The following is a 25,809-nucleotide window of genomic DNA, read 5'->3' as shown; positions in this document are numbered from 1 at the left end:
CGCACCATTTTGAAATTGCTGGCGCTTGGCCAGCAGCAAACCGAATTTTATTGAGGTGAGAGGCACATGCCTGTAATTAAAGTACGTGAAAACGAGCCATTTGACGTTGCTCTGCGTCGTTTCAAACGCTCTTGCGAAAAAGCGGGCGTTTTGGCTGAAGTTCGTCGTCGTGAGTTCTATGAAAAACCGACTACCGAACGTAAGCGCGCTAAAGCTTCTGCTGTGAAACGTCACGCGAAGAAACTGGCTCGCGAAAACGCACGCCGCACTCGTCTGTATTAATTCTTCGGGGGCAACCCCGCCGCGTGAATTTCTGATTTTAAAAATCGCGCAGACCGAGTAGTTGCATACGAAGGCCGTGCTTTCCGAAAGGAATGCGCGGCTTGTTCTCGTTTATAGGCTAGTAAAGTAAGGGCTTATGGCTGGACGAATTCCGCGTGTATTTATCAATGACTTGCTGGCTCGCACCGACATCGTCGATCTGATCGACGCCCGGGTAAAGCTCAAGAAGCAGGGCAAGAACTATCACGCGTGCTGTCCGTTCCACCACGAAAAAACGCCTTCATTTACCGTTAATGGTGAAAAGCAGTTTTATCACTGTTTTGGTTGTGGTGCGCACGGTAACGCCGTCGACTTTCTGATGAATTACGACCGACTTGAGTTTGTCGAAACCATCGAAGAGCTGGCAACCATGCACGGACTGGAAGTGCCTTACGAGGCAGGTTCCGGACCGACCCAAATCGAACGTCATCAGCGCCAAAGCCTGTATCAACTGATGGAACAGCTCAGTTCGTTCTATCAACAGTCACTGCATCAACCTTCCGGTACGCCGGCGCGGAATTATCTGCAACAGCGCGGGTTGAGTGACGATGTTATCCGCCATTTTGCCATCGGCTTTGCTCCTGCCGGTTGGGATAATGCCTTAAAGCGTTTTGGTCGCGACGCCGACAGCCGTAGTGCATTGAACGATGCCGGTATGCTGGTGACTAACGATCAAGGACGCTCGTACGATCGTTTCCGTGAACGCGTAATGTTCCCTATTCGCGACAAACGTGGGCGAGTGATCGCCTTTGGCGGGCGCGTGTTGGGTGACGGCATGCCGAAATACCTGAACTCGCCGGAAACCGAAGTATTCCACAAGGGTCGTCAATTGTACGGCCTGTATGAAGCGCAGCAGAACCACCCTACCCCGCAGCGTTTGCTGGTAGTGGAAGGTTATATGGACGTGGTGGCGTTGGCGCAATACGGCATCGATTATGCCGTCGCCTCGCTCGGAACCTCAACGACGGCTGAACATATTCAGCTGCTGTTCCGCGCCACCGACAACGTAGTCTGTTGCTATGACGGTGACCGGGCCGGTCGTGAAGCGGCCTGGCGCGCACTGGAAACCGCGCTGCCCTATCTCAATGACGGGCGTCAGCTGCGGTTTATGTTTTTGCCTGATGGCGAAGATCCGGACACATTGGTACGCAAAGAAGGCAAAGAGGCCTTCGAACAACGGATGGAGCTGGCGCAGCCGCTTTCCACTTTCCTGTTCGAAACCTTGATGCCACAGGTTGATCTGAGCAGCCCGGACGGCCGCGCCAAGCTGAGCACGCTGGCGCTACCGCTGATTACTCAGGTGCCGGGCGAAACGTTGCGCTTGTACCTGCGTCAACAGCTCGGCAGCAAGCTTGGCCTGCTCGATGACAGCCAGCTAGACAAGCTGATGCCCAAACAGGCTGAAAATGCGAATACCTATCAGGCGCCCCAGCTAAAACGCACAACCATGCGTATACTAATAGGGTTACTGGTACAAAATCCGCAGTTGGCTACACTTATCCCTTCACTCGAGGGATTGGAGCAGACCAAACAGGCCGGTTTACCGCTGTTTGTCGAGTTGGTGCAGACCTGTTTAGCTCAGCCAGGCCTGACTACCGGCCAGTTGTTGGAGCAGTATCGCGACAACAAATTGAGCCAGCAACTTGAAACCTTGGCGACATGGAACCATATGATCGTTGAGGAAAGGGTCGAACAGACCTTTTTGGACACCTTGGCCAGCCTATATGACTCGGTACTGGAGCAACGGCTGGAGACATTGATCGCCCAGGCCAGAACGCACGGCCTCAGCCCGGAAGAACGTGAAGAAGTCCGTTCTCTTAACCAAGTGCTAGCGAAGAAAAACTGAATACCTAAACGGCTTAAGTGCCGATAAATGCGAGGGCAGAGCCCTGCAATATGCCGCCACAGTGGGCCGCGGCAACAACAAAAACGCCCCAAATGCTATTGTTGGCGGTTTCGCCGACCGACACCAACCCCCAATACTCTGAAGTGTGGATACCGTCTTATGGAGCAAAACCCGCAGTCACAGCTAAAGCTACTTGTCACCCGTGGTAAGGAGCAAGGCTATCTGACCTATGCTGAGGTCAATGACCATCTGCCGGAAGATATCGTCGACTCCGACCAGATCGAAGACATCATCCAGATGATTAACGACATGGGCATCCAGGTGCTGGAAGAAGCACCGGACGCCGATGACCTGATGCTGGCCGAGAACACCACCGATACCGATGATGATGCGGCTGAAGCGGCTGCTCAAGTGTTGTCCAGCGTTGAGTCTGAAATTGGCCGTACCACCGACCCGGTGCGCATGTACATGCGTGAAATGGGGACCGTTGAACTGCTGACGCGCGAAGGCGAAATCGACATCGCCAAGCGTATTGAAGACGGCATCAACCAGGTTCAGTGCTCAGTTGCCGAGTACCCGGAAGCCATTACCTATTTGCTGGAGCAGTACGATCGCGTCGAAGCAGGCGAAGCTCGCCTGTCCGATCTGATCACCGGCTTCGTCGATCCTAATGCGGAAGAAGACATCGCTCCTACCGCAACGCACGTCGGTTCTGAGCTGTCGACCGAAGAGCAGAAAGATGACGAAGAAGAAGACGACGAAGACGAAGAAGAAGATGACAACAGCATCGATCCAGAGCTGGCTCGTCAGAAATTCGCCGATCTGCGCGATCAGTATGAAGCAACTCGTGTAGTCATCAAAAAGAACGGCCGCAGCCACGCCAGCGCAGCAGAAGAAATTCTGAAGCTGTCTGAAGTGTTCAAGCAGTTCCGCCTGGTGCCAAAACAGTTCGACTTCCTGGTCAACAGCATGCGCATCATGATGGACCGCGTTCGTACTCAAGAACGTATCATCATGAAACTGTGCGTTGAGCAGTGCAAAATGCCGAAGAAAAACTTCGTTACCCTGTTCTCCAGCAACGAAACCAGCGATACCTGGTTCGCAGCCGCACTGGCAATGGCCAAGCCATGGTCAGAAAAGCTGAAAGACGTCGCGGATGACGTCCAGCGCAGCCTGCAGAAACTGCGTCAGATCGAAGAAGAGACCGGCCTGACCATCGAGCAGGTGAAGGACATTAACCGTCGCATGTCTATCGGTGAAGCGAAAGCCCGCCGTGCGAAGAAAGAGATGGTTGAAGCCAACTTGCGTCTGGTTATTTCTATCGCCAAGAAATACACCAACCGCGGTCTGCAGTTCCTGGATCTGATCCAGGAAGGCAACATCGGTCTGATGAAAGCGGTAGACAAGTTTGAATACCGTCGTGGTTATAAGTTCTCTACTTACGCCACCTGGTGGATCCGTCAGGCTATCACCCGTTCTATCGCCGACCAGGCGCGTACCATCCGTATTCCGGTGCATATGATTGAGACCATCAACAAACTCAACCGTATTTCGCGCCAGATGCTGCAAGAGATGGGCCGCGAACCGACGCCGGAAGAGCTGGCTGAACGCATGCTGATGCCGGAAGACAAAATCCGCAAAGTGCTGAAGATCGCCAAAGAGCCGATCTCCATGGAAACGCCGATCGGTGATGATGAAGATTCACATCTGGGCGATTTCATCGAGGATACCACCCTCGAGCTGCCGCTGGATTCTGCTACCTCAGAGAGCCTGCGCTCTGCCACGCACGACGTCCTGGCTGGCCTGACCGCCCGTGAAGCGAAAGTGCTGCGTATGCGTTTCGGTATCGATATGAACACCGACCATACGCTGGAAGAAGTGGGCAAACAGTTCGACGTTACCCGTGAGCGTATTCGTCAGATCGAAGCCAAAGCGCTGCGTAAACTGCGTCACCCAAGCCGTTCCGAAGTGCTGCGTAGCTTCCTGGACGACTAAGGTTTAGCTGCTCGCAAAAAACCCCGGCTTGCCGGGGTTTTTTATTGCCTAAAATCCATCGGGCTTATTTCAATGCCAGGAACAGCTCGCGATAGCTCTCCGTAAGCTGCTCCAGCGTGGCACGGTTCAATCCGCTGGGGTTCGGCAGCACCCACACCTCAGTTTTACCGATCGTCATTTCCTGACGTCCCCAGGACGCATTACGTACCCCGAAGGCACTGCTGAACGCCTGCTTGCCCAAAATCGCCAGCGCACGCGGCTGGTAGCGCAGGATTTTTTCCTTTAATGCCTCACCACCGCTGAGCAACTCCTCACGCGTCACCTCACTGGCCGCCACCGTGGGCCGCGCCACCAACGCAGTAATACCACAACCGGTATCCTGCAGCTGTTGCCATTGCTCCGGCGCTAACTGAGTGTCGGTAAAGCCCGCCTGATGCACCACCTTCCAGAAGCGGTTACTGCCGTTAGCAAAGGGGTAGCCCTGGTGGGCCGAGGACAGGCCGGGGTTGATACCGCAAAACACGACCCGCAGGTTGGGTGCCAGGAGTTCCATAGGGTTTGAGAGTCCATTAAAGGGATTTACAGCGGTTATCGCAAAATCCGCCAGTAATTACAACAGGCTAGAACTGCGCAGAAAAGCAACATACAGATGGTTAACAGTAGACCTGCGCCGGAGGATTACCGTATAATCTCGCCGCTTGGCCCCTTAGCTCAGTTGGTTAGAGCACGCGACTCATAATCGCTTGGTCACTGGTTCAAGTCCAGTAGGGGCCACCAAATTTTCGCTGATATAACAGCATATTAAGCCACTTCTAACGAGGTGGCTTTTTTGTTTTTTGCCTCCATAGAGTGTCATGCATGATTTTGCAGGACACCACGATTGACCGGCTCCCATTGCTTAATACACCCCAGATGTTAGTAATGTTCCAGCCTGGTAAGCGAATTCCCAGATACCCTATCGGTGTGTTGGGCGACAAGCGCAATACATTGTTGGGCAGAACTTCACTGAAGTTTAGGTCGATGAATGGCTGATAAATATTGAGGGAAAAACAAGCGTCCGAACGTTGAGCAGAATCCCAGTCAAAAAACTACGAGTCAGCGATGGTAAGATAGCTTTCGATTATTCGATTGACGATATAGCAATTATCGGAAAAGTTGTATTAACCATTAAATAAGACAGGGAGTTACCATGATTGACTACAAAACAGCCTCTAAAGATCAGCTAAAAGCAGAAATGAAGCGCCTGGCATCGGTTGTTTCCGATGTATCTTTTGGCACTAAAAAAGAGTTCTTTCACCTTCCTGAAATTCTCAACGTTGGAGAAACACCGCTGGCCATCGCAAGCGGGCAAATGGATGGGAACACCTGGCTCATCACCCTCACCAATAAACGCGTAATTTTTCTTGATAAAGGAATGTTCTTCGGCGTTAAACAGGTTGATGTAAATCTGCAAAACATCGTCAGCGTAGGGGGTAAAACGGGCTTACTATTTGGTGAGATCACTATCTCAACAAGTGGCCAAAACTACACCATCAAAAACGTGATAAAAGCTTCCGTTATTCCTTTTACAAATTTAGTAAATGAAACACGCAATAATGCTGCTCAGTCTACGCAGACCAATCCTCAACCAGTAGCGGTAAATCAAGATGATGTCATCGCGAAAATTGAGCGTTTGGCAAAGCTCAAAGCAGATGGTGTTCTGACGGATGAAGAGTTCCAACAGCAAAAACAGCTCATTCTTAACGGATAAGCAATGCCAGCCACCTTCCTGAAGGTGGTTTTTTTGTTTCCGCCCGCTAGCCTAATCAGGCGCCACCGTTCTGCCGCTGGTGCGCCAGCTGTTCAGCACGCAGCAGGATTTCCTGCAGGTCGTCTTCGTCGATATCAAACAGTTCGCCCTGCATCAGTGCCTGATGCAAGTCGGCGCGGGTAATAGACACCGCATCGATCGGCAGATTGGCTGGTTTGGCCTCGGCGGAGGCCAGGGGATGCGGGTAGCGTCGACCGGCCAGGTTATTGAAGATAATCGCCAACACCGCCAATAACACCGAGTTCAGCAACACCGGATACAGCACGAAGCTATAACCCAATTGGTGAATGCCCGGCCCACCGAGGATCGCAGTCAGCGCGACTGCGCCACCGGGAGGATGCAGACAACGCAGTTTGAACATTAACCCAATCGCCAATGCCGCAGCCACCCCACAGGCCAGGCCGGGATCGGCTATCAGCAGGCCGGTGCTGACCCCCACCGCGGCGGCCGACATATTGCCACCAACAATAGACCATGGCTGCGCCAGCGGACTGTTCGGCACGCCAAAAAGCAGCACGGCAGATGCCCCCATCGGCGCGATAAACCACAGGTTCACCTCACCCAGTACAAAATGGCTGATCCAGCCGGCAATCATCAGCCCCAACCCGGCGCCAACGCTGGAAAGAAATATCTCTTTTTTGCCTACGGCCAAGGGGTGCGGCCACAAACGTGCACACCCCAGTTTCAAACTCTCTATCCACTGCTGCTTCATGTTACTTCACGCTGCCAAACTCAACTTAATGGCAACAAATATATCACAGCGTCGGCAACCCTCGCCCGTAGCACGGCTCACCGTTGAAATAACTTTCTGTTAACAGATTGATCTTTAGCCACTGCTCGTCAATTATCAAAGTTCGCAGCCCTTTGCCTTGAGGAAAACCCAATGTCTCAGCCGATTGTCGAACTCTATACCGATGCCAACTTTTTCAGCCCCTATGCCATGTCGGCGTTTATTACCCTGACGGAGAAAGGCATTCCCTTCACCGTTAAGCCGGTCGACCTGTCACAAGGGGAAAACAAAGCGGCAAGCTACACAGCGCTGTCATTGACACGTAGAGTCCCTACGCTGGTGGTCGGCGAGTTTCAACTCTCGGAGTCCTCGGCCATTGATGAATATCTCGATGAGATCCACCCGGCCCATCCGGTGTATCCGCGCGACGTGAAACAACGCGCCAAGGCCCGGGAAGTCCAGGCATGGCTACGCAGCGATCTGCAGGGCCTGCGCGCCGAACGCTCTACCGAGGCCGTTTTCGGCAAGGGCAAGTTTCCCCCGCTGTCCGCCGCCGCACAGGCTGACGCCAACAAGCTGATCGCCGCCGTCGAAAAACTGCTGAGTCACGGCCAGGATAATTTGTTCAGGGAATGGTGCATTGCCGATACGGATCTGGCGTTGATGCTCAATCGGCTGGTGATACACGGTGATGCGGTGCCGGAAAACATTCGCCACTATGCGCAAAAACAGTGGCAACGTCCTTCGGTGCAGGCCTGGTTGGCGCTGCCGGAGAAAATGCGCGGGTAAAAAACCGGCGGCCACGACGCCGCCGTTCTCAATTATCGAGAAACAACATCACTTCTTGAGGGAAGGCAATTCACCATCCAGAGGGCAGATAGCCGAACAACGACGCAATGGCGTACACCGCACTGCCCAGATACAGCAGCACAATGCAAATCTGTAACAGCGGGTGAGTGATCCAGCTGCACTGCCAGCGTGGCGTCTGGTCACCGTGCTTGCGCGCCCCGCGCAGGATCAGCATCGGCATAATCGACAGGATCACCCCGCTGAATACCCCGGCGAAATACAGTGCGTTAACGAATGACACCAGCCCGCTGTAAGCCAGCACGAAGGGGGGCAACACCACCAGCATCAACACGCCGAAACGGCGCAGCGGCTGTTCGTCATTACCCAGTCTGAACTGGTCGAAAATATTGGTCAGGAAGCTGCCGCCCAATCCCCAGTAAGAGGTCAGCATCGCGCACAGGGCGAAGATATTTGCGGAGAAGAACGCCCATTGCCCCAATGCCTGGCCCCAGGAAATGGTCGCCACGTCAGAAATGCCATCCAATCCACTGAGGGCAATGACCGACATCGGTACCGCCGCCAGCAACACAAAGGTCACCGCCATACCGACCATAATCGCCTTGGGCAGCTGCTCCGGTTTGTCCGAGAAACCGCGCGCCATTTCCGGCACGATATATTGCGCCGAGAAGCAGAACACCACCACGTTGAATACCGGCACCATAAAGCGCCAGTCACCGTCCAGCAGGTTGCGCATCTGGCTGGTATCTTTGAGCAGTGTGGCCGCCACCAAAGCGGTCAGCATCACTACCATGCCGATACTGATAAACTTTTCACCGCGGCCAATCGCCTTCAGCCCCAGGTACAACACCCCCGCCGCCGGTACGAAAAACAGCAGGCTGCCGATCGCCGGTGAGATACCAAACAGGGATTGCAGCAGTTTGCCGCTGCCGGTCATATAGGCGGTCAGCGCCCCGACGCTGTTAACGCAAACCGAGGCAAACATCAGCCAGGCACCGATACCGCCGACATAACGTTTCGCCAGCCCGCTTAATTGCAGGTGCGCACGGGTGCGCAGGGTGGATTCGGCGACATACAGCATGGTGATGGTGGTCAGGCTGCCGACCAGTACCAGCCAGAACAACAGCGGTAAAAAACCCGCCTTACTGGAGGCGTAAGCGATGGACAGCACGCCGGCACCAATATTGGTGCCGACAATCATCGCCACCCCTTCGAGGAAACTCAGTGATTTGGTGGGTGCAGGTGCTCGCACCCCGGCGGCAAGCGCCGGAGAAATAGAGGTATTTTCAGCAGACATACAGCATCCTTTGTCTCCCGGCAGCCCAGGCCACCGGGATCGGTTAATTTCCCGGTGGTTAACAGCTCACATCGATACACAGGTATTTCAACTCCAGATATTCTTCAATCCCGTAACGCGATCCTTCACGTCCGAGCCCTGACTGTTTCACGCCGCCAAACGGCGCGACTTCGTTGGAAATCAGTCCGGTATTGATGCCGACCATGCCGTACTCCAGCGCTTCCGGCACACGCCACTGACGCGAGGCGTTCTGCGTAAACAGATAGGCAGCCAGGCCGAATTCGGTATCGTTGGCCATGGCGATGGCTTCTGCCTCATCATGGAAACGGAACAGCGGCGCTACCGGGCCAAAGGTTTCTTCTTTGGCGAAACGCATTTTCTGCGTCACGCCGGTCACGACCGTTGGCTGGAAGAAGGTACGCCCCAGCGCGTGTGGCTGACCGCCAATAGCAATCTGCGCCCCCTTGATCAACGCATCGTCGATGTGACTCTGCACTTTTTCCACCGCGTCCTGGTCGATCAGTGGCCCCTGAGTGGTGCCCTCCTGGCTGCCGTCGCCGACTTTCAGCTGTTCAACCGCCGCCACCAGTTTGTCCACCAGTCGGTCATAAATGCCGTCCTGCACGTAGATACGATTGGCGCAGACGCAGGTCTGGCCGCTGTTGCGGAATTTGGAGGCCATAATGCCAGCGACTGCCGCGTCCAGGTTGGCGTCATCGAAGACGATCACCGGCGCATTGCCGCCCAGTTCCAGCGACAGTTTTTTGATGGTTGGCGCGCACTGCGCCATCAGAATGCGGCCGACCTCGGTCGAACCGGTAAAGCTCAACTTGCGCACCACCGGGCTGTCGCACAGCACCTTGCCCACCTGAGCGGCATCACCGGTGACAATCTGCAAAACGCCCGCCGGAATGCCGGCATCCTGCGCCAGCTTGCCCAACGCCAGCGCGGTCAGTGGCGTTTGTTCGGCCGGTTTAACGATAATCGCGCAGCCGGCCGCCAGCGCCGGTGCCACCTTGCGGGTGATCATCGCCGCCGGGAAGTTCCAGGGGGTGATCGCCGCACAAACGCCAATGGGTTGCTTGACCACCACCAGACGCTGTGAGGCCAGCGGCGCCTGCAATACTGCACCGTCGACCCGTTTGGCCTCTTCGGCAAACCAGGTGATAAACGACGCGGCATAGGCCACTTCACCACGCGCTTCCGCCAATGACTTGCCCTGTTCAGCGGTCATCAGCTGCGCCAAATCTTCCTGGGCCACCATTATCTTGTCGGCCCAGGCCAACAGCAGGGTGGACCGTTGCTTGGCGGTCAGTTGCTTCCAGCCTTGCTGCGCCACCTGCGCCGCGTTAATCGCCTGTTGGGTTTCTTCACCGCTGACCAGCGGAATACTGGCCAGTTCGACGCCGGTCGCCGGGTTGATCACCACTTCACGTTTGCCGCTCAGCGCATCACACCACTCACCGTTAATCAGACACTGGCTGCGCAGCAGCTCGGGATTATTCAATTTCATTGCCACGCACTCCTTATTGGGCCAGCGCGCGGGAAAGAATACCCAGCGCCTTGGTGAACTGGTCTTCCGGAATGGTCAGCGGATACAGGAAACGGATCACGTTGCCGTTCACGCCGCAGCTCAGCAACAACAGGCCCTCTGCCAGCGCTTTCTGCTGCACCTGACGGGTAATCTCCGCCGAAGGCTTGCCGGTGGTTGGATCGTTGAACTCCACGGCCACCATCGAACCCTGCGCGCGGATATCCACGATCGCCGGGCTGGTCTGGCGCGCCTGCTGCAACACTTCCACCAGATGCTGGCCCAGGCGCTGCGAACGTTGGCACAGCTGCTCTTCTTCAATCACTTCCAACACCGCCAACGCGGCCGCCACCGCCAGTGGGTTACCGGCATAGGTACCGCCCAGCCCACCCGGAGCCGGGGCATCCATCACCTCGCTACGCCCTGCCACCGCCGACAGCGGCATACCGCCCGCCAGGCTTTTCGCCATGGTGATCAGATCGGGTTTCACACTGTAATGATCCATGGCAAACAGCTTGCCGGTACGGGCAAAGCCGGTCTGCACTTCATCAGCAATCAGCAGAATGCCGTGCTCGTCACACAGCGTGCGCAGCGCTTGCATAAACTCGGCCGGGGCGATGTTGAAACCGCCCTCGCCCTGCACCGGCTCCAGCACGATAGCCGCAACCTGCTTGGGATCGATATCCGCTTTAAAAATGCGTTCCAGGCTGTTCATCGCGTCTTCGGTGGTCACGCCGTACAACTCATTCGGGTACTGGCCGTGGAACACCGAGCCAGGGAATGGCCCAAAGCCCAGTTTGTAAGGTGCCACTTTGCCGGTCAGCGCCATGGTCATGTAAGTACGGCCGTGGAAGCCGCCGCCAAAGGTGATAAGGCCCGGACGACCGGTATGAGCACGGGCAATTTTGACCGCGTTCTCTACCGCTTCGGCACCGGTGGTGAAGAAGGCGGTTTTACATGGGCCTTCAATTGGCGCGCGCTGATTAATGCGTTCCGCCAGCGTAACGTAGCTTTCGTAAGGAACAATTTGGTAAGCGGTGTGGGTGAAGGCCTTTAGTTGCTTTTCAATCGCGGCGATCACTTTCGGGTGACGGTGGCCGGTATTCAATACGGCAATACCCGAGGCGAAATCGATGACTTCATTGCCTTCGACATCCCACAGCGTGGCGTTCTCTGCACGCTCAGCGTAAAAACCGCACATGACACCCACCCCACGTGGGGTAGCATCCTGACGACGTTGGTTCAATTCTGCGTTTTTCATGTTGTTCTCTCCGATCGGTGCCATCTGTACGTTTCGTTCACATTTGTGAAACAATGACGTTTATTTACACAGGATGTGGCCCTATAATCGAGAGCCAGTTACGATTAATTGAGGGATCCAATTGCGCTCACTGAGTGGCGACCTGTTATTGCAACGTCTCGGCGAACAGCCGGAGGATAAGCTGCATAAGCGGCTCTATAATGCGATCCGCACCAGCATTCTGGACGGTAGCCTGCCGCCCTCCAGCCGCCTGCCCGCCTCACGCGATTTAGCGCAGGAGCTTAGCCTTTCACGTAACACCGTTTTAACCGTTTACGAACAATTGTTGGCAGAAGGATATGTTTTGGCACGCGCCGGAAGTGGCACATTCGTCGCCGAAACCGTGCCGGACAGTTGTTTATCCACTGCCAGCGCCCCTGCCGGCAGTGACGGGGAACAACGGCGTATTGAGCTGTCGGCCCGGGGTGCTGCTCTGTTGCATCACGCCAGCGCCAGCCCCAAACAATGGGGCGCGTTTATCCCCGGCGTACCCGATGTGAATGCCTTCCCTCATCAGTTATTCAGCAAGATCCAGGCACGTATTAGCCGTCGCCCTGCCCCGCAGAAACTGACCTACAGCAACCAGGGTGGCAGCCCGGAACTGCAACATGCGCTGGTGGATTATCTGCGCGTGGCGCGTTCGGTACGCTGCTCACCGGAGCAAATTCTGATTACCGAGGGCATCCATCAGGCAATAGATCTGGTGACGCGGCTGCTGTGCAATCCGGGCGACGACGCGTGGATTGAAGAGCCTGGCTATTGGGGGATCCGCAATATCCTGCGAATGAACGACGTGAATATCTGCCCGCTGGAGGTTGATGAGGCCGGTATGGTACCGCCGGAGCAACCTACCGCTGCACCACGGTTGATATTTGTCACTCCGTCGCACCAATATCCGCTGGGTTCGGTGATGAGTCTGGCACGGCGACAACGCTTGCTGGCACTGGCACGTAACGGCGGCAGTTGGATCGTTGAGGATGACTACGACAGTGAATTCCGCTTTTCCGGCCAGCCGATCCCGGCATTGCAGGGGCTGGAAGCCGACGCGCCGGTGATCTATATCGGCACCTTCAGTAAAACGCTGTACCCAGCGCTGCGGCTGGGTTACGTGGTGTTGCCAAAGCCGCTGGTCGCGGCATTGAAAACCGCCCATGCCGAGCTGTACCGCGGCGGTCATCTGCTGATCCAGACCGCATTGGCGCAGTTTATTCAGGAAGGTCACTACACCGCGCATATTCGTCGCATGCGGTTGCTGTATGCCCGCCGCCGGACATTTCTGACCGCATTGATCGAACAGCACCTGGGCAAACAGGCGTTGAGCGAGTTCAACAACAACGCCGGCCTGCACCTGATCCTTAACCTGCCGGACGAGGCGGACGACGTGGCGATCGCCGCCGCCGCCAACCAACGCGGCGTGCTGGTGCGGCCGCTGTCCCGCTACTACATGTTACCTAACCATCGCCGCGGCCTGCTGATGGGATTTGCCTGCGTGCCGGAAGAACAAATGGCCGCCGCCTTTACCCTGCTGTTGGAATGCATCCGTCCCTGAACGCGCTCTTCCATCAAAGGCTCTGCAATTGCCACCCTTCCTGCTGCCATTGCAAGCGATGAGTTAATTTCAATGCCTGCAAAAACGCCTCATCATGGGAGACCACCAGCATCGCGCCGGGAAAACTGGCCAATGCGGCCTCGATCGCCAGTGACGATGCGAGATCCAGGTGGTTGGTCGGTTCATCCAGCAACAGCAACTGCGCCGGTTCCTGCCGCCACAGCATGCAAGCCAGCGCCGCTTTCAGCCGTTCCCCCCCACTCAGCGCCGCCAGGGGCAACAGTACGCGCTCGGCGTTTAGCTGCAACTGCGCCAACTGGCTGCGCATCCTGCCCTCATTGAGCGGCGAATCCTGCAGGCCAAGATGCTCAACCACCGAAAGCGACAGATCGAGCTGCGAAAGGTTTTGATCAAGATAAGCCGTCGATAGCGAGCAATGGCAACAACCGGCTCTGGCGGCCAACTGCCCCAGGATCACCTTCAGCAAGGTCGTTTTACCGCAGCCGTTCGGGCCGGTTAACGCCACGCGCATCGGGCCATCGATGCGTAAATCCAGCGGCGGCATAGCGATAAAGGGCAGTTGCAGCTGTTCCAGCACCAGTACCTGTTTGCCCGCCGCCACCGCGCTGCCCGGCAGGGTCAGCATCACCGGGCTGTCTTCTTCCACCCGCTGCCAGGCTTCATGCACTGCGGCATCGAGGGAGCCTTTCTGCTCCTGATGCTGCTTGCGCAGCGTACCCAGGCTCTCTTTGGCCGCCGCCTTGTAGGCCACCCGCTCAAAAGAGGCGATGTTCAGCGTATCGACGGCTTTTAGCGTCTGCGCGGAACGCCGTTGGCTGATGTCATGCTCTTTCTGCTGCCGGGCGCGGGTGCGCCGACGTTCCTGACGCGCATGTTCCAGCCCGGCACGCGCAGCCTGCTGCTCCAGGTCACGCTGGCGGCGATAATCCTGGTAATTACCGCCGTAGCTGTGCAATGCAGCGGGGGTCAGTTCGACAATACGCTGCATGCGCGCCAGCAGTTGCCGATCGTGGCTGGCAACCAGCAAACCGCCACGCCAGCTTTCCAACTGCTGATACAGCCAGTCGCGAGCGCGGGTATCAAGGTGGTTGGTCGGTTCGTCCAGTAGCAGGAAGTCCGCCCCACCCAGCATCGCCCCGCACAAGGCGGCACGCATCCGTTCACCACCGCTAAGATCGCTCGCTGGCCGCTTCGGATCAAATACCGGCAGCCCGGCAGCGCTAAAAGCCGCCTGCAGACGATCGCTGAGATCCCACTGCCCTTCCAGACGATCGATATCTTCCGCTTGCGGCCGCCCCTGCTCAAGACGGGCCAAAGCGGCAAAGATCTCGCCGTAGCCGAGCAGCTGCGCCAGCGTGGTCTGGGGAACGATATCCGGCTGCTGCGCCACGTAGGCCAGTGAAGCATGAGATTCAACATGGCCGCTACCCGGCAAATCCAGCCCGGCAATCAGCCGTAGCAGACGAGTTTTGCCGACGCCGTTACGCCCAACCAGGCCACAGTGTTGTTGATCGAAAGTCAGATCCAGCGGGCCGAACAGCGTTTCGCCGTCAGAAAACTGGCAGGTCAGTTGATGTAAAACGAGATAAGGGGGCTGCGTAAAATGAGCCATAAGCACTCCTGAATGAGATCAAAACATCCCCACAAGGCACCGATGTGCGCAACGTGGGACAAGATATCAGCAGGCGTGTGTGTTCATTTTCGGTAATGGCTCCGCAGAGAGAAGGAATTTCAACGCGCAAATGCTAACCGATTTGCTGTTCACTATGCAAACAGCAAGAAAGATTCATGACATCTATCACATTCAGCGCAATGCAGATTCCCAACGGCAGTGACAACGGCTAGATTTATCTCATCCGACCACTTGGTCGCACATAATAATAACGATGAAAGACGCGATGGAGACTGCAATGAGCAACTACCCACACCTGCTGGCGCCGCTGGATCTCGGCTTCACTACCCTGAAAAATCGGGTGCTGATGGGATCGATGCACACCGGCCTGGAAGAACTGCCCAATGGCCCCGAACGTATGGCCGCTTTCTATGCCGAGCGCGCAGCGGCTGGCGTAGCGCTGATCGTCACCGGCGGTATCGCCCCCAATGAAAAAGGCGTGGTGTATCGCGGCGGTTCTACCCTAAGCCAGCCGCAGCAGGTCAGCCACCACCGTATCGTCACCGAGGCCGTCCATCAGGCCGGCGGTAAAATTGCGCTGCAGATCCTGCACGCCGGTCGCTACAGTTATCAGCCGCAGCCGGTCGCGCCCTCCGCGCTGCAGGCACCGATCAACCCCTTCGCCCCCACTGCGATGAGCGAGGCGGAGATCATGCAGACCATCGCCGACTTCGCCCAGTGTGCGGCACTGGCGCAACAGGCCGGTTACGATGGCGTCGAGGTAATGGGTTCCGAAGGTTATCTGATCAACCAATTTCTGGTGTCGCGCACCAACCAGCGTGACGACCAATGGGGCGGCAGCTTCAGCAACCGCATGCGTTTTGCCGTGGAGATCGTCCGGGCCGTGCGGCAGGCCGTCGGCAGCGACTTCATTCTGATTTACCGTCTTTCGATGCTGGATCTGGTGGAGGACGGTTCCAGCTGGCAGGAGATCGAGCAGTTGGCGCTGGCGGTTGAGCAGGCGGGCGCAACGATTATCAACACCGGCATCGGCTGGCATGAGGCGCGTATTCCGACCATCGCCACCATGGTGCCACGCGCCGGTTTCAGTTGGGTGACCCGTAAACTGATGGGCAAAGTGCGCATTCCGCTGATCACCACCAACCGCATTAACGATCCGGCGGTAGCGGAGCAAGTGCTGGCAGACGGCTGCGCCGATATGGTGTCGATGGCCCGTCCGTTCCTGGCCGACGCTGCCTTTGTGCAAAAAGCCGCCGAAGGCCGCGCCGACGAGATCAATACCTGTATTGGCTGTAACCAAGCCTGCCTCGACCAGATTTTTGAAGGCAAACTCACCTCTTGCCTGGTTAATCCACGTGCCTGCCGCGAAACCGAAATGCCACTGGTCGCAGCAGAAAAACCGAAGAAACTGGCGGTGATCGGCGCCGGGCCTGCCGGGCTGGCCTTTGCCACCACCGCCGCCAGCCGTGGCCACCGGGTGACGCTGTTTGACGCCGCCGATCAGATTGGCGGCCAGTTCAATATTGCCAAACAGATCCCCGGCAAAGAGGAATTCCATGAAACCCTGCGCTACTTCCGCCGCCAACTGGCACTGCTGGAGGTAACGCTAAAACTGGGCAGTTGGGTGAAGGCAGCCGATTTGGCGGAATTTGACGAAGTGATCCTCGCCTGCGGCATCGTGCCGCGTACCCCGGAGATCCCCGGCATCGATAACGCCAGAGTCTTGACCTATCTGGACGTGCTACGCGACAAAAAACCGGTCGGCCAGCGGGTAGCGATTATCGGTGCCGGCGGCATTGGCTTCGATACCGCCGAGTACCTCAGCCAGCACGGCGTGTCGAGCAGCCTGGATCAGACCGAGTTTAACCGTGAATGGGGCATCGACGGCCAGCTTAACCATCGCGGCGGTCTGGCAGCCGAAGGGCCTGTAGCTACGCACGCAGCCCGGCAGATTTATCTGCTGCAACGCAAGACCAGCAAAGTGGGCGAAGGCCTGGGGAAAACCACCGGTTGGATCCACCGCACCAGTCTGGCGATGCGCGGCGTGAAAATGCTCAACAGCGTGAATTATCAACGCATTGATGATAAAGGCCTGCATATTTCACGAGCCGAACAGGAAAGTTGCCTGCCGGTAGACACGGTGATTATCTGCGCCGGGCAGGAACCGCGCCGCGAGCTGCAACAGCCGCTGCTGGAGATGGGCAAAACGGTGCATTTGATTGGTGGAGCGGACGTCGCCGCCGAGCTCGATGCCCGCCGCGCTATCGATCAGGGCACGCGGCTGGCGATGGCGTTATAAAAAATTGCCATTATAGTAGCAAAAAATGCCTGTATATGACCTTAATTGCTATAATAGTAGCAATTAAGGTCGTCATAGGTGCACCATGATTTCCCTACATACTCCCTACGATACGCAACTCGCCCTGCAGGATTACCTGAGGCAATTGCGTAAACACCGTAAATTATCCGTCGCCGCCTTGGCTAAAATTTCTGGCGTCCCCAATAGTACCATCCGCAAGTTTGAAGCCGACGGCAATATCTCATTGCGTCAGTTCCTGATGCTCTATGACGCTCTTGGCAATCTGAATGAACTTCATCAACTGACCAAAACCCACCATAGACCGCAAACTATCGAGGAGGTATTGAAAAATGCTTGATATCCCTCTGCTGGTAAAACGTCGCCTGAGCGATGGCTATGTACAAAATGTGGGGCAACTGGCAGAAAATGCCACCGGTGTTTATTTCCGTTACGACGAAAGCTATTTAGCCTCACATCAGAGTTCACTTTCCCCCTTCAATTTGCCCTGGGATAACTTTTTGCATCAGGCGCCAAAACAGCCACATTACGGGTTACAGGGCGTTTTTGCCGATAGCCTGCCGGACGGTTGGGGGCTTTATTTGATGGACCGGGTATTTCGACAAAATGGTTACAACCCCAGAACAATTAGCGTATTGGAAAGGTTGGCCTTCACCGGTGAACGTGGGTTTGGTGCTTTGTTTTATGAACCTGACTTGCCATTCTCCCAGCAGGAGAATAATCAAGAGTTAACCTTGATAACACTGGGGAATGAGGCCGTTAAGGAGTTTGAAGGGACGGAATCGCACCTGATTGCTCATTTGATGGATGCCGGGGGATCGGGGGGCGCACGGCCAAAATTAAGCGTCACTCGCTTAGCTGATGGTACTTTTTCCAGCCAACAGGATGCTGTCGGCAAGAAGCTTTTGGTAAAGCTAACTTCCGAGAAATTTGCCCTTGGGCATCGTGAAAGCCAGATCGAATACGTTTATATGATGATGGCGCGGCAAGCCGGTATTGAAGTCGCAGACTTTACTTTGATCGATATCGGCAAAGACCGTCATTGGCTTCAGCAAGAACGCTTTGACTGCGTGGGCGACCATGGCCGTCGGCACATGATTTCTGCCAGCGGATTATTGGATGCCCCTTTTCGTGAACCTTCATTAGATTATGTCGACCTGATTAAAGCGACCCGAATACTCTGTGGTGTTGAAGAAGCTAAAAAGCTACTACGCCGGGCCCTGTTCAATTATCTGACGGTGAATCAGGATGACCATGCCAAAAACTTTGCCTTTCTGGCGGATGATCACGACAGTTGGCGGCTATCCCCCTGCTATGACATCGTTTATAGCCCATCGCCTTATGGTGGACATATGACGGCTTTTAACGGTAACGGTTCGCAAATTACCGCATCGGCCATGGCGATGATGGCTGGGCAGGCTGGGTTGGCCAATGCCAAAGCCGCAATGAAAATAGCCGAGGAGATTTACAGCGTGGCAAGCAATTTCCAACAACAGGCTAATGCGGTTGGTATACCAACCGCATTAGCCAAGGAAATTCAAAGAGATATTAATGATAAATGGCAAACCTTACGGGGCGCCAATCAGTAACGTGCGCCGGATTTCACCGCTTTGAGGATCACGAACTTCTTGTTGGAAGCGATCAGGGTGCAGTTGCCGAACAAACGTTTCAGCTTCTGGTGGTAATCCAGATGGCGGTTGCCGACAATGCGCAGCTCGCCACCCACCTGCAGGCAACGCTTGGCATCACAGAACATCTGCCAGGCGGTGTGATCGGTGATGGCATGCTGCTGGTGGAACGGTGGGTTACACAGTACCGCCTGCACGCTTTCACGTTCAATCCCCGCCAGCGAGTTGTTCACTTCAAACTGACAACGATCCATATCCTGCGGCAGGTTATGTTCCACGTTCAGTTCGCTGGAGGCCACCGCCATATAAGACTCATCAACAAAGCTCACCTGCGCCTGCGGGTTCTGCATCAATGCGGCCATGCCGATGATACCGTTACCGCAACCCAGATCGATGATGTGGCCTTCAATGTCATGCGGCAGGTGATCCAGGAACAGGCGCGCGCCAATATCCAGGTTGCTGCGTGAGAACACGTTAGCATGGTTGTGGATCACCCAATCGGTGCCGTCGAGCACCCAGTTGGTGGTTACCGGCGCTGCCGGTGGCACGATGTCTGCGACTTCACAGTGGATCAACCGCGCTTTCTTCCATGCCAGGCTGGTGCGAGTGGGGCCGAGCACCTTTTCAAACAGCTGCATGGTTGAGGTATGCACGTCGCGCGCTTTGGCCCCGGCGATGATCACCGTGTCTGGTGCCACTACATCGCGCAGCGCACGCAGTTGCTGCTCCAGCAGTGCCAACGCTTTAGGAATGCGGATCAGCACCACCGCCGGTGACGCCGGCAATTCGGCCAGGGTGTCCAGCAGCGTAACCTGCTCCGGATCCAATTCATTGAGCTTCAGATTATGGCGCGTGGCCAACTGGCTCATATAGGAATCGCTGATGCTGTAAGGCTGGTGACCGTGCAGTGCGCAGGCCAGGGTGCCGAAGTTGTCGTTGAAAATCAGCACCGGACGATCGCCAATGTTTACATTTTCAAGCTGTTGCAGCAGATATTCATCCGCCGCTTCCCACGCCTGTAGTTGGGTGGATTCTTCCTGTTGGGGATAACGTTCCAGCTCAAGTTGCTGTGTTCCCAGATCGAGTTGGCTCATTGCCCCTCCTGACTGATAAAATTTGGGCTGTTTATCCCCTAAAAACGTCCGCCAGTAAAATGTTTTTTCGGATAAATTGCGCATTCACTCGCATAGCGGAAAGCCAAACCCGCTTTTCGCCGCTGATAGCTATAGCATTCCTTCCGCTTAATCTGTATTGAGCAATTTTTAATCCGACGCAATGTAACTTTAAATGTTACACTCATTGACCCAATGGAATGGGGAAGGAAATGATTTCGTCTTTCCGAGACAAATATTTGGCGCAATTCTATCAGGAGGGTCGACACGATCGTTTGATTCCTTCGACCATTGAACGCCAACTAGCCAGAAAACTCGATATGCTGGCCGCCGCTGAAAAAGAGTGTGATTTACATAATCCGACCGGCAATTACTACAAACGCCTGTCCGGCACCTTTCAAGGTTGGTCCAGTATGCGGGTTAATATTCAATGGCGCTTAATGTTCCGCTGGCGCAATGATGCCGCCGAGCAGATTTACCTGGACCCACATCAAGATACCTAGGCAACGGAGAATATATGTTAGAGACCACAAGCCGAAAACCCACTACGGTGGGGGAAGTGCTGCAAGAAGAGTACTTAACACCGCTGGGTATCGGCCAGGAGGATCTGGCCAAGGTCTTGGGCGTCACTCGCGCTACGGTAAACCGCTTATGCAATGGGCATCGCCGTCTCAGCGTTGCGGAGGCCAACCTGTTTGCCGATCTTTTTGAAACCACGGCAGACTTTTGGCTAAACCTGCAGGCGGCCCACGATCGCTGGGAAGCCCGACAGGCGAATATACAGCGCGAGCGACTGCGCCCGATTATGGAAATACTGGGGCGTAATATTACTCATGCGTGAAATCGAACTGACTTACCTGCAGGGTTACTCTGATCATCTGCAAAGCCAGGTGCAACAGTTGATCGACCAGCAACGCCTGGGTGAGGTGCTGTTACAGCGCTATCCGCAGGTGCACGACTGCACCACCGACAAGTCGCTTTATCAGTTTACTGTCGATCTGAAAAACCAGTACCTGCGCAACGCCCAGCCGCTGAGCAAGGTGGCCTACGACGGTAAAATCCAGGTGATGAAACATGCGCTCGGCATGCACACCGCCATTTCCCGCGTGCAGGGTGGCAAGCTGAAGGCCAAGGCGGAAATCCGCGTGGCGACAGTATTCAAGCTGGCACCGGAGCCGTTTCTGCGCATGATCGTGGTGCATGAACTGGCGCACCTGAAAGAAAAAGACCACAACAAGGCTTTCTACAGCCTGTGTTGCCATATGGAGCCCAACTACCACCAACTGGAGTTCGATACCCGGTTGTATCTGACCCACCTGTCGGTGTTTGGCAATCTGTATACCTGACGAGTCCCTGTGATACTCTGATTTCTTACGTCTGGGAACCGGAGAACTCTATGATTCGCTTTGCCGTTGTTGGTACCAACTGGATTACGGAACGCTTTATCGACGCCGCTCACGAAAGCGGCAAGCTGAAGCTGACCGCCGTCTATTCGCGCAAGCTGGAACAGGCGCAGGCATTTGGTGCCAACTACCCCGTCAGTCTGTTTTTCGATTCCCTGGAGGCACTGGCCCAGTCAGACGCTATCGACGCGGTTTACATCGCCAGCCCCAATAGCCTGCACTTCCAGCAAGCGTTGCTGTTCCTCAGCCATAAAAAACACGTAATTTGCGAGAAGCCGCTGGTGTCCAACCTGCGCGAAGCCGAAAAGCTGGTGGCCTGTGCGCGCGAAAATCAGGTGGTGCTGTTCGAAGCCTTTAAAAGCGCCCACCTGCCCAATTTCCTGACCCTGCAGCAAACGCTGCCGAAAATCGGCCGGCTGCGCAAAGCCTTTATCAACTACTGCCAATACTCTTCACGCTACCCACGCTATCTTGCCGGTGAAAATCCAAACACCTTCAATCCACAGTTTTCCAACGGTTCAATTATGGACATTGGTTATTACTGCCTGGCCAGTGCCGTGGCGCTGTTTGGCGAGCCAAAATCGGTGATCGCCAGCGCCAGCTTGCTGGATACCGGCGTTGATGCGCACGGCACCGCCTGCCTCAACTACGGCGACTTCGATGTGACAATCTCCCATTCCAAGGTCAGCAACTCGGATATCCCGAGCGAGATCCAGGGCGAAGAAGGCACGCTGGTGATTGAGAAAATCTCGGAGTGTCAGGGCGTGGTGCTGACGCCACGCGGTGGCCAACGTCAGGATCTGAGCCAGCCGCAGCATATCAATACCATGCTATACGAAGCGCAAGTGTTCGCCGGACTGGTGGAGAAACGGCAGGTTGAACACCCGGGGCTGGAAAACTCGCTGATTATCGCCCGCCTGCTGACCGAAATCCGCCGCCAGACCGGCGTAGTGTTTCCTGCCGACGGAGAATGAGATGAAACCGTTATTACTGATGCAAACCGGCGACGCACCGGAAGTTATCCGCAACGAAAAAGCTAATTTCGACGGTATGTTCCTGCAACAGGGGAATATCGACGCCGATCGCGTACAGATCGTGCACCTACCCGCCGGCCAACAGCCGCTGCCGCCGCAACACTACTCTGGCGTGGTGATCACCGGTTCACCGGCGATGGTCACCGAGCAACTGCCATGGAGCGAACAGGCCGCAGAATGGCTGCGTCAGGCGATGCTGATCAAACTGCCGATTTTTGGCGCCTGCTACGGTCATCAGTTGCTGGCCTATGCGCTTGGCGGGGAAGTTGGCTATCACCCGCAGGGTATGGAGGTCGGCACACTGGATATCGAACTGTTGCCCGCCGCCGCCCATGACCGGCGGATGGCGATGCTGCCGCCGCGCTTCAAGGCCAATCTGATCCACTCGCAGAGCGTATTAACGCCCCCTGCCGGTGCCGTCGTACTGGCACGTTCACAGCAGGATGCTTTTCAGATCCTCAGTTATGGCGATAACGTGCTGACCACCCAGTTCCACCCAGAGTTTAATGGCGCGGTGATGCACCAGTATCTGAGCTGGCTCGGCGAGCTGTATCCACAGCAACAGGCGGAGTATCAGCTTAAGCAACAGCAGGTTAGCGACACGCCCTTCAGCCGGCTGCTGCTGCAAGGGTTTGTCGTCAGCCTGGGGGCACAAAAAGCCCTGGCCGGGTAACGCAATAAACGTTGACCGCTGACACATTTTGCATTACTTTCTGCCGTGCAAAGGGGAGTAACTTCATTGCCGGTTAATCGTCATTACGGTGCGCAAGCACCCGGTTACCGGGCAACCTGATGTCAGGGAGCACCAAGGTGCACCTTCATCAACGTTGTAAGTGAGACCTTGCCGGAAGGCGAGGTTTGCTTGCAGCGTTCATAAGAGCGGCTAGCGTCTTCCGACGTTGGCCGTTTTTGTTTTTGAAGGATACCACTGATGATGAATACCGTTGGCACACCTTGGTTATGGGGCAGCTTTGCCGCCATCATAGTTGTGATGCTCGCAATTGACCTGCTGCTGCAGGGCCGCAAAGGCGCACATACCATGACGCTGAAGCAGGCCGCCAGTTGGTCGCTGGTGTGGGTCAGCCTTTCTCTGCTGTTCAACCTGGGTTTCTGGTACTACCTGAACCAAACCGCCGGGCGTGCCGTTGCCGATACTCAGGCGCTGGCCTTCCTCACCGGCTACCTGATCGAAAAAGCGCTGGCGGTTGATAACGTCTTTGTCTGGCTGATGCTGTTCAGCTACTTTGCCGTGCCGGCAAACCTGCAACGCCGGGTGCTGATTTTTGGCGTACTGGGCGCGATCGTACTGCGTACCATCATGATCTTCGCCGGTAGCTGGCTGGTGACCCAGTTCCAGTGGCTGCTGTACCTGTTCGGCGCTTTCCTGCTGTTTACCGGTATCAAGATGGCGCTGGCGAAGGAAGATGGCGCAGCAATTGGCGACAAGCCGCTGGTGAAATGGCTGCGCAGCCATCTGCGCATGACCGATAATCTGGAAGGTGAGCGCTTCTTCGTGCGCCGCAACGGCCTGCTGTTTGCTACACCGCTGGTGCTGGTGCTGATCCTGGTAGAACTGAGCGATGTGATCTTTGCGGTCGACAGCATCCCGGCGATCTTTGCCGTGACCACCGACCCGTTCATCGTCCTGACTTCTAACCTGTTTGCCATCATGGGGCTGCGCGCCATGTACTTCTTGCTGGCTAACGTGGCAGAACGCTTCTCGATGCTGAAATATGGCCTGTCGCTGATCCTGATGTTTATCGGCGTCAAAATGCTGATTATCGATTTATTCCACATTCCGATCGGTGTTTCGCTCGGTGTCGTCGCCAGTATCCTGACGCTGACGCTGTTGATCAACGCCTGGGTTAACCGCCGGAATGACCGCCTGGCGAATAATAAAGCACCATAATCTGTTATCCGGGGCGCTAGTCGCCCCGTGATTGTTTGGCAATTCGCCTAAAACGCCAAACGTTATTGCGATCACACAAATGTAACCAGTATGTTATCAAGAGTTGATCCGCCCTCAGAATTTCACCGCTGGCCCTTTCCAACCCCCCTGGTTTACTGAATACTGATTTGGCAAACACACCTGGTTACAGATTCAAATAAAAGTTGTCCGGCGAGGTTCCCGCCGAGATAAAGCTGTAAGCAACATCATCGGGAAGAAAAAGCACTATGCAAAAACTATTACAGAAGATCACTCAGGGCAGTCTGGTCAAACAAATCATGGTCGGCCTGGTGGCCGGTATTATCGTTGCGCTGGTCTCACCGGCAACGGCTTCGGCAGTCGGCTTGCTGGGCGCGCTGTTCGTTGGCGCACTGAAAGCAGTGGCTCCGGTATTGGTACTGGTGTTGGTAATGGCCTCAATCGCCAATCACAAGCACGGGCAGAAAACCAATATCCGGCCGATCCTGTTCCTCTACCTGCTGGGCACTTTCGCTGCGGCGCTGGTGGCGGTGGTACTCAGCTTTATGTTCCCGTCCAATCTGGCACTGGTAGCAGGCAATACCGACATCAACCCGCCGGGCGGTATTATTGAAGTGCTGAAAGGCCTGCTGTTGAGCGTGGTGGCCAACCCGTTCCAGGCGCTGATTAGCGCTAACTATATCGGTATTCTGGCCTGGGCTGTGGGCCTGGGGCTGGCACTACGCCACTCCTCTGACACCACCAAATCACTGATTAACGATCTGTCACATGCCGTCACCATGGTGGTGCGTGCAGTGATCCGCTGCGCCCCGCTCGGCATCTTCGGCCTGGTGGCTTCGACGCTGGCAGAAACCGGCTTCAGTGCGCTGTGGGGTTATGCCCAACTGCTGGTGGTGCTGATCGGCTGTATGTTGCTGGTGGCACTGGTGCTGAACCCGCTGATCGTTTACTGGAAAATCCGCCGCAATCCTTACCCGCTGGTGTTCGCCTGCCTGCGTGAAAGCGGCGTGACCGCGTTCTTCACCCGCAGCTCGGCCGCCAATATTCCGGTGAATATGGAGCTGTGCAAAAAGCTGAATCTGAACGAAGACACCTATTCGGTTTCTATCCCATTAGGCGCGACCATTAATATGGCCGGTGCGGCGATCACCATTACCGTACTGACGCTGGCGGCGGTGCATACTCTGGGGATCCCGGTTGACGTGCCGACCGCGCTGCTGCTGAGCATCGTGGCTGCCGTCTGCGCCTGCGGCGCTTCAGGTGTGGCTGGGGGGTCGCTGTTGCTGATCCCATTGGCGTGTAACATGTTCGGCATTCCGAACGACGTGGCCATGCAGGTGGTCGCCGTCGGCTTTATCATCGGCGTGCTGCAAGACTCCGCCGAGACCGCGCTGAACTCTTCTACCGACGTCCTGTTCACCGCAGCAGCTTGCCAGGCGGAAGACCAACGTTTGGCAGATGAAGATCCGCTGAAGGTACGTTAATTTCCAGGCTTACTCAAAAAGGCGCTCGTTATCGGGCGCCTTTTTTTGGTCTCGATAATACGGC

At 55.8% G+C, this 25,809-nt stretch carries 24 protein-coding genes and 1 tRNA gene; 18 read left to right on the top strand and 7 right to left on the bottom strand.

What is annotated here, in order from left to right:
• Positions 1 to 66 precede the first annotated feature (66 nt).
• The 3 genes from rpsU to rpoD all read left to right on the top strand — a co-directional run bounded on the left by rpsU (position 67) and on the right by rpoD (position 4,162).
• Entirely contained in the window at positions 67 to 282 is a 216-nt protein-coding gene (rpsU, locus tag FCL49_RS17260) for a 30S ribosomal protein S21 (protein WP_001144069.1), read from the top strand.
• A gap of 136 nt (positions 283 to 418) precedes the next feature.
• Positions 419 to 2,167 (top strand): DNA primase, encoded by a 1,749-nt coding sequence (gene dnaG, locus FCL49_RS17255; protein ID WP_153858920.1) that lies wholly within the window; start codon positions 419 to 421, stop codon positions 2,165 to 2,167.
• 159 nt (positions 2,168 to 2,326) lie between these two features.
• A complete protein-coding gene (rpoD, locus tag FCL49_RS17250) occupies positions 2,327 to 4,162 on the top strand; it encodes an RNA polymerase sigma factor RpoD (RefSeq protein WP_017894063.1) in 1,836 nt (611 codons plus the stop codon).
• Between the two features lie 64 nt (positions 4,163 to 4,226).
• On the opposite strand, the gene mug is transcribed toward rpoD, so the two are convergent.
• A complete protein-coding gene (mug, locus tag FCL49_RS17245; RefSeq protein ID WP_174354478.1) occupies positions 4,227 to 4,715 on the bottom strand; it encodes a G/U mismatch-specific DNA glycosylase in 489 nt (162 codons plus the stop codon).
• A 147-nt stretch (positions 4,716 to 4,862) separates the two neighbouring features.
• Here mug and FCL49_RS17240 point away from each other — a divergent pair.
• From FCL49_RS17240 to FCL49_RS17230, 3 genes are all read left to right on the top strand, one after another.
• Positions 4,863 to 4,939 (top strand) — tRNA-Ile (locus FCL49_RS17240).
• Between the two features lie 287 nt (positions 4,940 to 5,226).
• Positions 5,227 to 5,337 (top strand): hypothetical protein, encoded by a 111-nt coding sequence (locus tag FCL49_RS24695; protein WP_254611103.1) that lies wholly within the window; start codon positions 5,227 to 5,229, stop codon positions 5,335 to 5,337.
• A gap of 14 nt (positions 5,338 to 5,351) precedes the next feature.
• The gene (locus FCL49_RS17230; protein WP_174354477.1) at positions 5,352 to 5,912 is read left to right on the top strand and encodes a PH domain-containing protein; all 561 of its coding nucleotides are present in this window, start codon (positions 5,352 to 5,354) and stop codon (positions 5,910 to 5,912) included.
• Positions 5,913 to 5,967: 55 nt separating this feature from the next.
• Here the strand turns inward: FCL49_RS17230 and FCL49_RS17225 are convergent, their stop codons facing one another.
• Positions 5,968 to 6,684, bottom strand: a complete 717-nt coding sequence (locus tag FCL49_RS17225) for an HPP family protein (RefSeq protein ID WP_174354476.1) — start codon at positions 6,682 to 6,684, stop codon at positions 5,968 to 5,970.
• Between the two features lie 171 nt (positions 6,685 to 6,855).
• Between FCL49_RS17225 and yfcF the strand changes: the two genes are divergently transcribed.
• Positions 6,856 to 7,491: a glutathione transferase gene (gene yfcF / locus FCL49_RS17220; protein ID WP_174354475.1), complete on the top strand. Its 636-nt coding sequence runs from the start codon at positions 6,856 to 6,858 to the stop codon at positions 7,489 to 7,491.
• Between the two features lie 70 nt (positions 7,492 to 7,561).
• On the opposite strand, the gene FCL49_RS17215 is transcribed toward yfcF, so the two are convergent.
• Genes FCL49_RS17215 through FCL49_RS17205 form a run of 3 tightly spaced genes read right to left on the bottom strand, consistent with a single transcriptional unit; the run spans position 7,562 to position 11,598 of the window.
• Positions 7,562 to 8,806 (bottom strand): aromatic amino acid transport family protein, encoded by a 1,245-nt coding sequence (locus tag FCL49_RS17215; protein ID WP_174354474.1) that lies wholly within the window; start codon positions 8,804 to 8,806, stop codon positions 7,562 to 7,564.
• A 58-nt stretch (positions 8,807 to 8,864) separates the two neighbouring features.
• Complete coding sequence (locus FCL49_RS17210) at positions 8,865 to 10,319, bottom strand: NAD-dependent succinate-semialdehyde dehydrogenase (RefSeq protein ID WP_174354473.1); 1,455 nt, start codon at positions 10,317 to 10,319, stop codon at positions 8,865 to 8,867.
• A 13-nt stretch (positions 10,320 to 10,332) separates the two neighbouring features.
• Entirely contained in the window at positions 10,333 to 11,598 is a 1,266-nt protein-coding gene (locus FCL49_RS17205; protein WP_174354472.1) for a 4-aminobutyrate--2-oxoglutarate transaminase, read from the bottom strand.
• Positions 11,599 to 11,719: 121 nt separating this feature from the next.
• On the opposite strand from FCL49_RS17205, the gene FCL49_RS17200 reads away from it, so the two are divergent.
• A complete protein-coding gene (locus FCL49_RS17200) occupies positions 11,720 to 13,186 on the top strand; it encodes a PLP-dependent aminotransferase family protein (RefSeq protein ID WP_174354471.1) in 1,467 nt (488 codons plus the stop codon).
• A 13-nt stretch (positions 13,187 to 13,199) separates the two neighbouring features.
• Here FCL49_RS17200 and FCL49_RS17195 read toward each other — a convergent pair whose 3' ends face one another.
• Positions 13,200 to 14,819 carry an ABC-F family ATP-binding cassette domain-containing protein gene (locus FCL49_RS17195; protein ID WP_174354470.1) on the bottom strand — a complete coding sequence of 540 codons (1,620 nt, stop codon included), beginning with the start codon at positions 14,817 to 14,819 and terminating at the stop codon, positions 13,200 to 13,202.
• A gap of 298 nt (positions 14,820 to 15,117) precedes the next feature.
• Between FCL49_RS17195 and FCL49_RS17190 the strand changes: the two genes are divergently transcribed.
• The 3 genes from FCL49_RS17190 to FCL49_RS17180 all read left to right on the top strand — a co-directional run bounded on the left by FCL49_RS17190 (position 15,118) and on the right by FCL49_RS17180 (position 18,746).
• Positions 15,118 to 17,139, top strand: a complete 2,022-nt coding sequence (locus FCL49_RS17190; RefSeq protein ID WP_174354469.1) for an FAD-dependent oxidoreductase — start codon at positions 15,118 to 15,120, stop codon at positions 17,137 to 17,139.
• 85 nt (positions 17,140 to 17,224) lie between these two features.
• A complete protein-coding gene (locus tag FCL49_RS17185; protein WP_174354468.1) occupies positions 17,225 to 17,497 on the top strand; it encodes a helix-turn-helix domain-containing protein in 273 nt (90 codons plus the stop codon).
• On the top strand, positions 17,490 to 18,746 hold the full coding sequence (locus FCL49_RS17180; protein WP_174354467.1) for a type II toxin-antitoxin system HipA family toxin: 1,257 nt from the start codon (positions 17,490 to 17,492) through the stop codon (positions 18,744 to 18,746). The genes FCL49_RS17185 and FCL49_RS17180 overlap by 8 nt, the downstream gene beginning before the upstream one ends.
• Here the strand turns inward: FCL49_RS17180 and rlmG are convergent.
• Positions 18,740 to 19,879 (bottom strand): 23S rRNA (guanine(1835)-N(2))-methyltransferase RlmG, encoded by a 1,140-nt coding sequence (rlmG, locus tag FCL49_RS17175; RefSeq protein ID WP_174354466.1) that lies wholly within the window; start codon positions 19,877 to 19,879, stop codon positions 18,740 to 18,742. The genes FCL49_RS17180 and rlmG overlap by 7 nt on opposite strands.
• Before the next feature lie 230 nt (positions 19,880 to 20,109).
• Here rlmG and FCL49_RS17170 point away from each other — a divergent pair, with 230 nt between their 5' ends.
• From FCL49_RS17170 to sstT, 7 genes are all read left to right on the top strand, one after another.
• On the top strand, positions 20,110 to 20,400 hold the full coding sequence (locus FCL49_RS17170; RefSeq protein WP_061807849.1) for a type II toxin-antitoxin system RelE/ParE family toxin: 291 nt from the start codon (positions 20,110 to 20,112) through the stop codon (positions 20,398 to 20,400).
• Positions 20,401 to 20,414: 14 nt separating this feature from the next.
• Positions 20,415 to 20,738 carry a HigA family addiction module antitoxin gene (locus FCL49_RS17165; protein WP_135318136.1) on the top strand — a complete coding sequence of 108 codons (324 nt, stop codon included), beginning with the start codon at positions 20,415 to 20,417 and terminating at the stop codon, positions 20,736 to 20,738.
• Positions 20,731 to 21,243 (top strand): M48 metallopeptidase family protein, encoded by a 513-nt coding sequence (locus FCL49_RS17160; RefSeq protein ID WP_174354465.1) that lies wholly within the window; start codon positions 20,731 to 20,733, stop codon positions 21,241 to 21,243. Before FCL49_RS17165 ends, FCL49_RS17160 begins: the two co-directional genes overlap by 8 nt.
• Positions 21,244 to 21,293: 50 nt before the next feature.
• Positions 21,294 to 22,274, top strand: a complete 981-nt coding sequence (locus FCL49_RS17155) for a Gfo/Idh/MocA family protein (RefSeq protein WP_174354464.1) — start codon at positions 21,294 to 21,296, stop codon at positions 22,272 to 22,274.
• Position 22,275: 1 nt separating this feature from the next.
• Positions 22,276 to 23,007 (top strand): glutamine amidotransferase, encoded by a 732-nt coding sequence (locus FCL49_RS17150; protein WP_174354463.1) that lies wholly within the window; start codon positions 22,276 to 22,278, stop codon positions 23,005 to 23,007.
• A 258-nt stretch (positions 23,008 to 23,265) separates the two neighbouring features.
• Positions 23,266 to 24,243 (top strand): TerC family protein, encoded by a 978-nt coding sequence (locus FCL49_RS17145; protein ID WP_112363732.1) that lies wholly within the window; start codon positions 23,266 to 23,268, stop codon positions 24,241 to 24,243.
• A 266-nt stretch (positions 24,244 to 24,509) separates the two neighbouring features.
• The gene (gene sstT / locus FCL49_RS17140) at positions 24,510 to 25,745 is read left to right on the top strand and encodes a serine/threonine transporter SstT (RefSeq protein ID WP_174354462.1); all 1,236 of its coding nucleotides are present in this window, start codon (positions 24,510 to 24,512) and stop codon (positions 25,743 to 25,745) included.
• Positions 25,746 to 25,809 lie beyond the last annotated feature (64 nt).

Origin of the sequence: Serratia proteamaculans, from assembly GCF_013337185.1 — a bacterium.
Classification (GTDB): domain Bacteria; phylum Pseudomonadota; class Gammaproteobacteria; order Enterobacterales; family Enterobacteriaceae; genus Serratia; species Serratia proteamaculans_D.
This window is presented reverse-complemented; position numbering and strand designations above follow the sequence as displayed.